The organism is Burkholderia sp. BE12 (genome assembly GCF_002959955.1).
Classification (GTDB): domain Bacteria; phylum Pseudomonadota; class Gammaproteobacteria; order Burkholderiales; family Burkholderiaceae; genus Burkholderia.
Genome location: NZ_PREY01000007.1, coordinates 32200 through 45691, shown reverse-complemented (window position 1 = coordinate 45691; position 13492 = coordinate 32200). Strand labels below are relative to the sequence as shown.

8 protein-coding genes are annotated in these 13492 nt (G+C 59.9%); 1 reads left to right on the top strand and 7 read right to left on the bottom strand.

The features are described from left to right. Positions 1 to 13 precede the first annotated feature (13 nt). Both ribBA and C4B30_RS09465 read right to left on the bottom strand, forming a co-directional pair. Positions 14 to 1156, bottom strand: coding sequence for a bifunctional 3,4-dihydroxy-2-butanone-4-phosphate synthase/GTP cyclohydrolase II (ribBA, locus tag C4B30_RS09470; RefSeq protein ID WP_105132458.1), 1143 nt, complete (start codon positions 1154 to 1156; stop codon positions 14 to 16). A 157-nt stretch (positions 1157 to 1313) separates the two neighbouring features. Then, positions 1314 to 1832, bottom strand: coding sequence for a DUF1993 domain-containing protein (locus tag C4B30_RS09465; protein WP_105132457.1), 519 nt, complete (start codon positions 1830 to 1832; stop codon positions 1314 to 1316). A gap of 697 nt (positions 1833 to 2529) precedes the next feature. On the opposite strand from C4B30_RS09465, the gene C4B30_RS09460 reads away from it, so the two are divergent. Further along, positions 2530 to 3180, top strand: coding sequence for a hypothetical protein (locus C4B30_RS09460; protein ID WP_105132456.1), 651 nt, complete (start codon positions 2530 to 2532; stop codon positions 3178 to 3180). Positions 3181 to 3271: 91 nt separating this feature from the next. On the opposite strand, the gene C4B30_RS09455 is transcribed toward C4B30_RS09460, so the two are convergent. The 5 genes from C4B30_RS09455 to C4B30_RS09440 are packed head-to-tail and all read right to left on the bottom strand — an operon-like array spanning position 3272 to position 12663. After that, positions 3272 to 5419: a UvrD-helicase domain-containing protein gene (locus C4B30_RS09455; protein WP_105132455.1), complete on the bottom strand. Its 2148-nt coding sequence runs from the start codon at positions 5417 to 5419 to the stop codon at positions 3272 to 3274. A 17-nt stretch (positions 5420 to 5436) separates the two neighbouring features. Continuing rightward, on the bottom strand, positions 5437 to 5610 hold the full coding sequence (locus C4B30_RS35260; RefSeq protein WP_158683446.1) for a hypothetical protein: 174 nt from the start codon (positions 5608 to 5610) through the stop codon (positions 5437 to 5439). Positions 5611 to 5629: 19 nt separating this feature from the next. Continuing rightward, positions 5630 to 8557, bottom strand: coding sequence for a site-specific DNA-methyltransferase (locus C4B30_RS09450; RefSeq protein WP_105132454.1), 2928 nt, complete (start codon positions 8555 to 8557; stop codon positions 5630 to 5632). Positions 8558 to 8587: 30 nt separating this feature from the next. Beyond that, positions 8588 to 9196, bottom strand: coding sequence for a hypothetical protein (locus C4B30_RS09445; protein WP_105132453.1), 609 nt, complete (start codon positions 9194 to 9196; stop codon positions 8588 to 8590). Next, positions 9193 to 12663, bottom strand: a complete 3471-nt coding sequence (locus C4B30_RS09440; RefSeq protein ID WP_105132452.1) for a BPTD_3080 family restriction endonuclease — start codon at positions 12661 to 12663, stop codon at positions 9193 to 9195. Before C4B30_RS09440 ends, C4B30_RS09445 begins: the two co-directional genes overlap by 4 nt. Positions 12664 to 13492 lie beyond the last annotated feature (829 nt).

Below are 13492 nucleotides of genomic sequence, written 5' to 3'. Positions count from 1 at the left end.
GCGCCGTGGCGGGTTACGCGTGGGACGCCGGACAGGACTTGGCTTCGGCGCCGGGCATCGGAATGAAGCCCGTGACTTCGAGGCCGTAGCCGGACATGCTGCCCAGCTTGCGCGGATTCGACAGCACCTGCATCTTGCCGACGCCGACATCGCGCAGGATCTGCGCGCCGATGCCGAACGTCTTGAAATCAACCGGCCGGCGCTTGAGCGCAGCGGCCTTTTCTTCCTCGTCGAACGCCTTGAAGACGTCGATCAGGTGTTCCTTCGTATCGCCACAGTTGAGCAGCACGATCACGCCGAGGTCGCGTTCCGCGATCTCGCGCATCGCCGCGTCGAGCGTCCACGAGTGGGTCGAGATGCCCGTCTCGAGCAGGTCGAGCACCGACAGCGGCTCGTGCACGCGCACCGGCGTATCGACGTCGGGCGACGGCGTGCCGCGCACCAGGGCGATGTGCGGCGAGCCGCTCGGCTGGTCGCGGTACAGCACCGCGCGGAACGTGCCGTGCGCGGTCTGCATCGTGCGCTCGGCGATCCGCTCGATGATCGATTCGGTGCGGCTGCGGTACTGGATCAGGTCGGCGATCGTGCCGATCTTCAGGTCGTGTTCCTTCGCGAACTCGAGCAGGTCGGGCAGGCGCGCCATCGTGCCGTCGTCCTTGATCACCTCGCAGATCACCGCGGCCGGCGTCAGCCCCGCGAGCGCGGTGAAGTCGCAGCCGGCTTCGGTGTGGCCCGCGCGCACGAGCACGCCGCCCGGTTGCGCCATGATCGGGAACACGTGGCCCGGCTGCACGATGTGCTCGGGGCGCACGTCGTGCGCGACCGCCGTGGCGATCGTGTGCGCACGGTCGGCGGCCGAGATGCCGGTCGTCACGCCTTCGGCCGCTTCGATGCTGACCGTGAACGCGGTGCCGTACTGCGTGCCGTTGCGGTAGGTCATCAGCGGCAAGTGCAGCTGCTTGCAGCGCTCCTGCGTCAACGTCAGACAAATCAGGCCGCGGCCGTACTTGGCCATGAAGTTGATCGCTTCCGGCGTGACGAATTCGGCGGCGATCACGAGGTCGCCCTCGTTTTCGCGGTCTTCTTCGTCGACCAGGATCACCATCCGGCCGGCTTTCAGCTCGGCGATGATGTCGAGCGTGGAGGCGAGCGTCATAAAGGGGCGAGAAAGAGGAAAGTGCGTATTTTACGCCAGCCGGGCGGCGTTTCGGCTGGCGCAGGCCGCGCGGGGCCTGCGAGTGCTCCGGAAAGCGCCGCGGCCGGCCCGCGCGCGGGTGCGGACCATGGCGGGCCGCGCGTTGCCCGGCCGCGCGTCACGCGTGCTCGTTGCGCCCACCGAGGTAGTCCAGCTTGCCGAGTTCGATACCGCTGTGGCGCAGGATGTCGTACGCGGTCGTCACATGGAAGAAGAAGTTGGGCAGCACGAAATTCAGCAGGTACGACTGGCCGGTGAACTCGATCGGGCCGACGCGCATCTTCAGCACGATCTGGCGCGCCTCGCTGCCGTCGATCTGCGCGGCGTCGAAGCTTTTCAGGTAGTCGATCGTTTTCTGGATGCGCGCATGCAGTTCGTCGAAGCTCTGCTCGACGTCCGGGTAGCTCGGGATGTCGACGCCGGCGAGCCGCGCGGCGCAGCCCTTGGCCGTGTCGGTCGCGATGTAGACCTGGCGGACGAGCGGCAGCATGTCCGGATAGAGGCGCGCGCCGATGAACACCGACGGATCGATCTGCTTTTCGGCCGCATGCGCCTGCGCCTTGCCGAGGATGTGCTGCAGGTTGGTGAGACCGCGGATCAGGACGGGCAGCGAAGCCTGGTACATCGAGATGGACATGGGACGACTCCAATGGGAAGAGGGGCGGCCGCTTTGCGGCGCGTCGTGCGTGGCGGCGTGGAAACCGCTGTCGACGCATCTTAGCGCGATGGCATGACCCGTGCGCGTCGTTGGCCGTTCGGCCAGGTATCGACAGGCCGGACGGCCATCGAAGGAACGCGATCCGGATAGTGTCGCTTCGGACGGCCGACGGGGCGGCCGAGCAATCTTAGCGCGAAGGAGCGGTGGCACCGATGGGCAGCGATTGAATCGGGTATCCTCGCCACTGTGATGGCTAATGCATATGACCTTGCTGAGGCGCCCAGTAGCCCTCATTCATGGACGCTATCAGCGCCCAGAGATTGTACGCTGCCGCGCTTCGCAACCTTGCCACCGTGATGGCGGCTGATTCGGCCGAAGCGCGGGGCGTCCCGCCTGTGCCGTCAGGCCCGACGGCACAGGCGAGTTTCTTCCCAGCGCAGGTACCGCATCACCAGACAACTGCCGCATATGGAGACTCCCCATACGGCCGGCATGGGGGCGGCCGATAACACGGTCGGCTGGTGCAAACGCATGAAACGCCTTTGCTGCGCAGTGGCAGCCTTTCTCATTGCGGCTTATGGGCACGCGGCCCCGCTCGATCATGGCGACCTCGTGACCTTTCCGTGAGCGTGTGGCGCAAAGTCTCTTCATCGAATCGCCGTCGCCGAATCCGCCGATGGTCGTCATCCTGTACAGCGGTAGCGACGGAACCACTCGGCTCGAACAAACCGGCGCGACGAACCAGCATGGAAATTTTATCGTGCGTACCGCCCACTTCTGGGTCCGGCACGGTTACGCGGCGATTCTGACTGATGCACCATCCGACATGCAAGGGGACGGCATGAACGACTACTGGCGGCGCAGCAAGGATACGCTGGTCGATCAGCGGGCGATCATCGCGCAGGTGCGTCAGAGCTTTCCCAACTCGAAAATCGTTTTGGTCAGCACGAGCCGCGCGGCCGTCACGGTTGGCAACGTACTGGAGCATGCACCGGAGCTGGCTGACGGGTACGTGCTGATCTCGCCCGAGTCGGTCGCCATCAAGCATCCCAGTATCTCCGACCTCGACGTACCGGAGCAATACCACAACAAGGTACTGATCGTCTCAAACAAGAACGACGTCTGCCCCGTGGCGCATTATGCTGGGGGCAAGCGTCTGGCCTTGCGCAATGACGTGGCATTCATCAGCGAGGAGTCAAACGAAGGCGGTGGCGACAGGCAGTCTGACTGTGGCGGCCACTCGCCGCACGGCTTCCTCGGCATCGAAAGCGACACGCTGAAAGATATCAACAACTGGTTGGTGGGCCAGCCTGTCGCCGGACAGTAGGGCAGGGGCGAAGCGCTCGTCGTTACATCAAGCCTGCGAAGTTGAGCTAGTGAGCGCGATTCTGTAGCTCTAGTTGCGAGCTGGCTGGCCTTCACCCGATGTCCTGCATGTCTTGCAAAAACTCTGACACGGGAGCGACGCCGGTGACCAGCAATAGGTCACGGGCCCGCGTGCATGCGACGTAGAGCAGGTGCCGCTCGGTGTTGTAGACGTCTTCCAGATCAGCTTTGTCGGCCGCGGATTCGATACGCTCCTGCAGCGGCAGAACTTCGTCGTCGCAGGCCATTACGGCAACAGCCCGGAATTCCAGTCCCTTAGCCAAGTGCATCGTGCAGATGTTTAGTGCGTCCGGTGCTACTCCCGGCATCGCAGTGACCGCGGCTAGCCTGCCGTCCAGTACCGTATGCGCGACTGCTGCACAAATAGCAGCGGCTTGCGCACGCTCGATGTGCGCATCAGATCGAACGAAAAGGGCGATATCGCGTGCGGGCATGCCTTCTGCAAGCCGTGCTCGCAGCCAGTCCGCTACGGCGCAGATCTCCTGCTCTTCATCGCCGAAGGCGCTGATTACTGGCTCCGGCCCATTGAACACCGACACTGTACCTCGACGATCCTCGATGTTGCCGTCCACGTCCGATAGTTCTGGCTCCAGCAGGCGATCAGCTTGGACACGAATCTGGTGCGAAGTACGATAGTTAATGTGCAGCGTGCGAGAGCGTCCGCGCACGTCGACTCCGAGCGATTTCCAGGAGAAAGGTGGCTGGAAGATGCGTTGTCCCTGGTCTCCCGCAAAGAACAAGCCGTTGGGCGTGGAACCCGCCAGTGCCGCGAGAAAACGCAGTTGCGACACGCTGAGGTCTTGCGCCTCGTCGACCACCACGTGATCAAAGATTGCGGGGCGGCCAACAATCGTGCGCTGGGATTGGACCAGTGCTAGCTGTGTGAACAGACGTGCCCAAGTTGCGAGCCCTTGGCTCTCAAGCTTGGCGTGCAGAGCCTCGAATACTGGCCACAACGCCGCGCGTTGCGCATCAGATAGCCGTATTTTGCGGCCTAGTCGCTTGATGTCCCGGTATGCCTCCCAATGGTTGATCTGCCAAGCATCGACCATTTCTTCCCACTCGTTGAGCAGGAAAGAGAGGCCGAATTTTTGGCTCCCCGAACTTGGTACGCATTGGGCCGATGAAGCCTGCATCAGTGCACGCAATTCGTCACGTGAGGCGATGCGCACCTGGCCGCACTGCGCTTGGTACAGCCGCAGGCCGACTGCGTTCAGCGACAGCACTTCCAACCGTTCTGCCAGTCGCGGCTGATTGCTGATCAAGCGCCGAAGCTTGTCGTGAAGCGCGTACGCCAGTGTGTCGGAGAACGTGGTCAGAAGGACGCGGCTCTCCGGCTGGCTGCGTGCGAGGAATACAGCGCGATGTAAGGCGACGATGGTCTTGCCCGTGCCTGCGGAACCGGCGATGCGCGCGGGTCCGACGTAGTCCCGCTCGACCAACTGCCGCTGGGCAGGATGCAAGAAGATCGTCCACTTGTCCCAAGGAAAATCGAGGGCGCGCTCCAGTTCTTCCATATCGTGCATCACGCGGAATCGCCGCTGCGCATCGGGGTGCGCGAAGGGGTCGGCACCTGCGGGGGCGGCTATCGCGAAAGTGGGCTGACCACCCGTTGCCACTTCAAGCAAGGCCTCAACCGCTTCGGCGGGCAGGTGACCTGCTAGGGCAAGCAACGCATCTTCGTCGGCAGCGCGTACATCGGCTAACCATTCGGCCGGCACGCCATATGCCAACAAATCGCCGTCAGAACAGTGCGCGAACAAGGCCGGCTTGACGGGCACAGATGCTGTCGTGGAAACTGCTGCCGCCAACGGTGTCACCATCGTTGAAGGGACGGCAATGTCCTCTACCCGTTCACGGATCTCCACCCACTGCGCAGCACCGGTTGTCGGATGCGTCTCCAGCTTGCGGCGTTCGGCCCAGCGATAAGCTTGGTCGTGGTGCGCCACGTAGCAGAGCAGAAAGCTCGACGCCGTGCGATGCACGATTAACCGCAGATCGCGATTTATCCGCGCCGACCAGAAGTGCTTGTCCTTGGACTGTTCAATCTTGTGTAACTGCATGCCCGGATTCACCGGGTTCATTTGCAGATCGAAAGCCGTCGTCTTGACGAGTTTTTGCTCCTCGCCGGTCAGACGGGCGAGGCTGTCGGTGAAAGTGTCGGCGATGCGAAAGTCCATAAGGGGGCTCCAGTTGATCAGGCGATGGACCAGATGTTCACAGCGACCTTCGCGAAAGCGATCAGCGTCCCGCAGTTCGCCCAACTCCTGGTCTTGCCAGAGTAGCGACGCCGGTATGCCAAAATGACATATTGCTCGCTTTGCCCTATGAGCAATTGCGCAACGGGCAGCGAATTCGGAGTGGTGGACATGAACTGGTCCTCGGCTTTCTTATGCTTCGATCCGGAATATCTTCATCACCTCATCGCCCAGGTGATTGATGACCTTCACCGCAATACGCCCCGACTTCGGCTTTTCGAACGGACGCGAGATGTCGCTGTTGAGCGTAGCCCAAGCGTCTGCATCGATCTCGGCCTTGAGAGTTGACTTTAAAGACTTGTAAGGATCGTTCGCGCCCAGGAAGTAGGCGTGGCGGACGAAGAAGCTTTCTTCGTTGTAGTCAGTGTCGATGAACCAGCACGCAATACCTTCGGCACCATCACTGCGCACCTCGCCTGTGTTGGGGTGGAACACATCTACGCCATTCACTTTCACGCGCATCTGGCCTTCGGCGCCGTCTGGCCCGGCGTCGAGAATGGTGATATCGGGTTCGCCGAAGATCACGAAAAGGTTACCCTTGCCAGTGTTCTTAAGGTCGTCGGCCATGTGCAGGTCGGCGTTCATGCGCGCCTTGAGAACTGGGATACGGCCAAGCTTAGCGAACTCGCTGGAGTGCGCGTCGTAATTGAAGGCGCAGGCGATCAGCACGTCGAAGCCAGCATCGCCCGCTTCGCGTGCGGCCGCCACCAGGTCGGGGCGGGACACAGTGCCGAACTCCGGACCGATGAAGATAGCGGCGCGTTTTTCGGCGTCGCCTTCCGCATAGCACCCCTCGGCGCAGACCAGTTCGCCCGGCCAGGGTGTGAGTGAGGTGAAGCTGATCTTGTCCTGCTTGTGCGCCTGCTGCACGCCAGCCGTTTTGAGATTCTCCAAGATGATCTGGACGAAGTTACGCTCGGCGTTGTACTCGGCCTTCCGTTCGGCTACTTGAAGGCTGGCAGGGTCGATCAGTTCGTCATCCGCGCCCACAGCCAGCACGCGGTGGGGTGAAAGGCTTTCCACCGTGAAGGGGCCCGCCACGCGCACCCTTTTATTGTCCGGATAAGGCCTGTCATAGAGGTACTCGGACTCGGCCTTGGCGGCGATTGAGACGTCAATTTCGTTCTGGCGCGCAAGGCGCTGTTGCCACCACTTAGCGTGCAGGGATTTGGCCTCTTCCGGCCATTGGTCGCCGACCTCGCGCGGAACCTCCCACTCTTGCCAGCTTTCACCGAGCGCCTTGTTCAGCGCTGTACGCAACGGCTTAAGCAACTGCTCGTAGCTCTCCCAGATCACATCGATTTCGGCGTTATTCGCGATCGACCCCGAAGTCGTGTTCGTCGCCCGCTCGTAGACAAAGCCGAGGCGAACGTCGTTATGCACTGGCATGCTAGAGGGGGCCTTTCCGGTTATCTCGGCTTCCTTTAATTGGCCCTCGCGGCTGTCGGCCAGCAGGTAGTATGGATATCGAGCGCCCATGATGCGCGCGCGGGCAAGCGCCAGAGCGACACGCGAAGTGTCGATGGTGATCCAGCGCCGCCCCCACTGCTCGGCAACGTAGGCAGTTGTTCCCGATCCACAGGTAATGTCTAAGACGAGGTCGCCAGGATCAGTAGCAAGGAGCAGGCATCGCTGCACAACGCGTTCATTGGTCTGAACGACGTAGACTTGATTGGAAGCGCCCCCAAAGCCATCCCACCAGTTGGAGATTTCCCGTATCGATGGTTGGGGCGAATAACGCACGAAGCGCACGTCCTTATTTTGAGGATGGAGTCGGTCTGCTCGCGCAAGTCGCTCCATGCCTGGAGTACTCCCGTCGTCCTCAATCACGGTGTGCTTCCAGCACTGTCCTGGTTTGATGGGGAATACTCGACCACGGAACTTGAAGTCATGTGATTGTTGGCGCCGATTACCACCGCTTTTTAGTGGGTTGGCCGCAAAAAGCTTACATCCAGGATAACGTCGATCTAGGATGGATATGTCTTCGCTATAGTTGCACCCGTCCTCGTTTTCAAGTTCTGTCAAACGCAGTCGACGTCCATCACTTAGTTCAACGAATGGAAAATCATCAAGAAGCTCAGAATGACGGCGTATTTCATAGACTGGCCGAATTTTCACCTGACCGGACGTCTTCTTTTGCTTCCCATACCAGAGAATAAAGTCATTTACAGGGTCTAACGTTCCTCCCTTTTGACTTCCCTTCTTCTTCACAAGGATTTCAGTGATGCAGTTTTCGTCTCCAAAAACCTCATCCATCACAGCACGCACTCTGTGCACGTTCTCGTCCCCGATCTGCACGAAGATCGATCCCGATTCAGTCAGCAAATCACGCGCCGCCGTCAGCCGGTCGCGCAAATAGGTCAGGTAGGAGTGGATGCCGTCGCGCCAAGTATCACGGAAGGCTTTCACCTGCTCCGGCTCGCGCGTGATGTGCTGGGAATTGCCGTCCTTCACATCCCGACTGGTGGTTGACCATTGAAAGTTACTGTTGAATTTGATGCCGTAGGGCGGGTCGAAGTAGATGCACTGTACATTGCCGCGAAGGCTCTCGCGCTCTGCTAGCGAAGCCATTACCGACAGGCTATCGCCCAAGATCATGCGGTTGGCCCAATGGGCGTCATGCTTGTAGAACTCGGTGCGCGCATCCTCGCTGGGCAGACCGTTGAAGTCGGCGAATAGATCTACCTGTTCGGTGGACCCGCTTTTGCCACGTTCCTTGATATCCCGTTGTCGCTCAGCTTCGCGTTGCAGGTCGTCAATCAGTGCCTTGGGGTGCACCTTCTCCTGGATGTACAGAGGTGGGGCCTGCACGATTAGGTTAGACCAGTCCTGCTCGTCTTTGCCGCGCCATACGAGTTGTGGGTCAAGATCACGGGTGCGGCAGGCCTTTTCTTCCTCCAAGCCGAGGCCGCCCGTACGTTCGTACACCACGGGCTTAGGGCGTTGTTCATCCTTGGCCATGACCGATTGGTATTCGGCCGTGGGGATATTTTTGCGCGTCGCGCTGTCGTGTTTGATCGTGTCGACGACGATGGGGGCTTTGTTTCTTTGGGTAGCCATTTCAGACTCTCTTGCGGTGGCAATGGCTTGTTAGCGGGCGACGTGCATGTTGCAGCCGACATGGCCGATTTCTACCACAGCGCCGCTGGAATGCAGGTGCCTTGAAAGAAAGCACCACTTGGACGAATGATCCACAGTCGCACCCTGCTGCTGTTCAGGCAGCTCTTTGTCCATTTTCTTGCGCATCTTTTTTATCAAACCTTCGATATCGGGTTTCTTGACATATGTAATCATCAACCCCCGGCATTCCCGGCCGGTGCTGTAGCCAAGGAGCTGCTTCACCCCTTGGAAGTGCCATTGTGGGCCGTTGTAGACTTTGGCTTCTCCGAGCTTTGTACGCGTGAGGTGACCGTCATGAATCTCAATCGTGATGTCCACGTGGCCGTTGACGTAGCGTTCAGGCTTGACGTCGATACCGGGGACTCCCAGAGCGAAGATCAATGCTCCCGTCAAGCCGTTTTCGTCTAACCGTGCGAAATTCTTGCAGTTGGCCTCCAAGCCACGTAACGCGCGCTCCAAATGGACGTCGAAGGCTTGTTCAAAGACGGCGTCATCCCGACTAAACAAATCGAAGTATTCCGGCGCTTTACGCAGTATCAGTTCGCCCAGCTCAAGCGCTCTGCTCTGAGGCGCTGTCATCTTTGCTCTCCCCTTTTGCCGTTAGGGCGCCACGACACGCTAATGGTCGACGCCCAGGCGCGCCAGTCACTATCGCTCGTGGTGCCCGCTTGCCGCGACGTGCGCAGGCGCTCGACGAATTGCTCCATACTTACTGGTGCTCCGTCCGCGATCCGTTGAAGCCGCATGCCGAACTGGCCGAATCGACTACCGGTGAGCATGGAAAGCACCGAGAAGACTTCTAGGTCATCTCGGTTTAATGCATGTGCGGTGTGGCTGACATCCACTAAATCGATGGCGCCGTCTCTTTGTGCAGCTAGGCTCCAGAGTTTTTGTGCCACGGCCAGAATCCAAGGGTTCGCCTGTGCAGGCAACGCAAGGAGTGCTTCCGCGCGATCAGCTGCTTGCGTCCACGCTGTGAATTCACGCCCGGATGACAATTCGATCATCCGAGCAAATGATTCTTCAACACGTTCGCGAAAGTCGTCCTGCATCTGCCAGACGTCCACGAGTTCGGCAAATTCCCAACGTCCGTGTGTACCCAGCCGATTCACACCCGGCACCCAGCGGGTGAGCATCGTTTCCTTCTTGATCTTGGCGTCTTCGCCGCGGTAGCCCTTAATCTCGACCACAAGGTTCAGCAGGTCTTCATCGCCATGGCCGTCGTCCACGCGCACGATAAAGTCAGGGCGATAGCTACGGGGTTGGCCGTCCTTGCGGTACGGTACCTCCAGCCCTAGGTTGTGGTTCTTCACGTAGGCACGCACGCGCGGGTGGGCCTCCGCCACGCGGCAGAATTCGGCCTCCCAATCGCTGTCGAGGATGACCCAGTTGAGGTGGCAACGAGGCCCGCGCGACTGGCCCTCAATGGCCGCGCCGCTGGTGTCCCAGCGCTCGGTTCTCGACGTGTTGAAGTTGATTTGACGCGTACTGCCCACAGGGTTGTATGGGTCAAGCACGGCCTGGATGGGTCGCTGGCCGAGGAAGGCTCGGGTAATGCCGGCATCGATGCGTTCGCAGGCATCGTCGGCGAGGGTCTTGTACTTCAGCTGTGCGCGGTTGGTGCCGCCCTTGCACTCTAGGTAGCCGTCCAGCCACTGGCGGACAATGCGTCTGAGCTGCCCGAACAGGTGCAACTGGGGCTGGCCGTCGGCGTCGCGAAAGCGCGTCAGCAATAGGTGAGATGTCAGCTCGTATACGACTTGCGAGGGGCGGACGTCGCCCGTGTGAACTAGGTTCAAATCTACCTGTTCGCCAATGATGCCAGATTGGCGCGTTTCGGTCGCTCCCACGAGCGCTGGCGTGAGTTCCAATCGCGAGTCGTCCGTAAATTCCGCATGCAACTGCGCCTCGGGCAACTCCACTCGGTAGCCTTGCACGCGAGGAAAACGGATCTCCAACGCCTCGCGTTCGCGCAGCGCCTTGACTTGAATAGTCTCGCGCGGCTTTTGCGGCGGCGCGACGACGGGCTCGGCGTTGAAGTCGAAGGGAATGCCCAGTACGTCGGCGTATTCGACGTTGAACAGGCCTTCGCTATTGAGTTCATAGGACTGGCGGCGCAATGCGCGGCCGATGACCTGTTCGCACAACAACTGAGTGCCGAACGCGCGTACGCCCAACACGTGGGTAACGGTGTTGGTGTCCCAGCCCTCGGTGAGCATGGAGACGGAAACCACGCAGCGAATGGAATCGCCAAGCCGACCAGGCTTGCCAACTGTGTTCATAACCTCCCGCAGCAGTTCCTGGTCGGAGAGTTTATCTCCCGCTTGGGCATCGCCAGTGCGCTCGACGATCTCGCGGCGGAATAGACCAATTTCGTCGACCGCCACGTCACGGAAACTGTCGTTCAACGCTTCGCCGGATTCCAACTGCTCGCTGTCGATCAACAATGTACGCGGTCGCCCAAGCACATTGCCGTAGTCATCCTGATTGCGAAACAGTGGCAGGTGACCGGGCTCGTGTGCCCCGTCGGCACGCCTAAAGCCCGAAATGTAGTCGTACACGAGCTTCGAAGTCGCGGTGTTGTTGCACACCACAATGAAGCAAGGTGGTACCGCGATCTTCGCTTCGTGCCAGAGCGTGAAGGTTTTTTCGTAGTGCCCGTAAAGGGCTTCCAGCGCCGTTAGTAAGGGCACCGGGAGTGCCAACGGGTTCAAGCCCTCGGCTTTGCCACGCCCCTTTTTGGGCATTTTGGTGCCGATGTGTTCCCAAAGGTTGCGGAACATTGGCATCTCGGCGCCGGGGATGTTGTCGGCGACGGGCACTCGTGGCAGCTTGACGATGCCACATTCGATGGCATCCATGAGCGAGAAGTCGCTCATGGTCCAAGGGAACAACGAGCCTTCGGCGTAGCCCGAGCCACGTAGGAAGAAGGGCGTGGCCGAGAGGTCGAACACTCGCGAAACGCCCAGTTTGCGTTGCACGGCTTCGAGGCCAGAGATCCAGAGCCGAGCAGCGGCGTTGTTTTCCTCAGCTTCCTTCTTGTCATCGCCTTTCAGGTCGCTATCTTCAGCGGCATCTGGCTTCTCGCGGTAACAATGGTGAGCTTCGTCGTTAATGACGAGCACGTCCTTCAAGCCCATCAACTCAGGCATCACCCGCTGGAGCATCTGGCCCTCGGTTTCCAGCGTATCGAGATCCTCGCCGCTGCGGCCTTGCAACAACGCTCGGCCGCCCTTAGACAGTTCCACGCGTTCGCGCCGTTTAAAGGCGTGGTAATTCGTGATGACGATCTTGGCACGCGCTACGTCAGCCAGCATGTCGCTGGGCACCAGTTCACGGCTGGCATAGTAGCTGCCGGGATCGTTGGGTTGTAACACTCGCAGGCGGTCACGGATGGTCAGCCCGGGGGCGACGACAAGAAAGCCGCGGGTAAAGCGGCGGCTGGTCGGCCTACGAACTGCATTGATGGTTTGCCAGGCAATCAGCATGGCCATCACGGTGGTCTTGCCAGCTCCAGTGGCCAGTTTCAGCGCCAGACGCGCGAGGCCAGGATTGGCATCTTGGTTTGCACGGTCCAGGTGATCGATAAAGGTCTTGCCCGTCTTACCGAGTTGAGGGGCCACCTCGGTAAGCCAGATGGCGGTTTCCGCTGCTTCTACCTGGCAGAAGAAAGGACGCACGCCACTGAATTCGTGATGGCGCCAATGCTGAAGAAGCCGCGCTGTTTCAGGCGTCACGCGCCAATCTGCGGGGTTTGGCAGAACACGCCACTTGTCCACCTCTTGCCGCACGGCATTGACGACGGCTTCGTGATCGTATTGCTGTGCCTGGGTCGAAACGCCTTCGCCCTCGTCGAAAAGAAGCACATCCTGCTTCGGCAGGCCCATGCGTTTCTTCGGCTGCGGGATCGGGGTGATGAGTTTAGCCCGACGACGGCTGGCAATAATTTGCTGCGTGGGTTGCCCATTCTTGTCCAACTCCCAGTGTCGCGACGGATAGCCGTACGGAGAGTTGAGAATGGGCTTTTCAAAGAATACGTTGGTCATTATTGAAAGCGTATGCCGCAGTCCATTGCGTTACCCCAGTTCATACCGGACACCTCGACCGCTGCCGCGCTGACGAAGCTGCTGCGCGACGAGCGATCGGAAAGGCTGTTTAAACGCCGTGCAGCGACTCGGATTACCCAATCGGTCCGCGCCCCCTTCGATCCCCCCGTTTTATAGAGTACCCCACGGGTTCCGATGGCGTGGATCGTATTGTATATGTGCAGAGGATTCGGTAGTTTGGACATTCACGATTGGTAGTGAACTGGAGCAGTGGGGCTCTTCCAGCCGACTGTCTGTGTGCATTTGAACTGGCCGGTATTTCGCGGCGATGCTATGCCGGTACGTATGGTGTGCGACACACCGCTACCGCAAATTCCGAACACTGCGATAACACTTAGCCTAATGCAACGGCGGGTGAGGTCGGTGATGTGCTCGGGCAACAACGTATGAGGGATATTGCCGCGCACCTCCTGCACTAACTGCGATGGTACCTGCGTGATGAATGCGTCGGACTCGCTCTTCAGGCTATATTCGTAACTAACTCGGTAGTCCATGGTTTTGAAAGGCCGGGATATCTGCGGGTGTAGTGTTGACGCCCGGGTTCGGAAGCGCTCGCGAACCCCGGCAATGACGCTCTAGCGCAATCTTTACCAGTCTCCGCGGATCCCGATGCTGGCGCGGTAGGGTACCGATTCGGCGGCTGAAGGAGACTGATTTCTGAAGGCGTGACGGTATCCTTGCCGCCGAATCGACGGTATCCGTCACTTACTGGCAGATTTGGGCGGTTCTGACGAGACGACGGTAGACAGTCCAATCGACAAAAATCGCG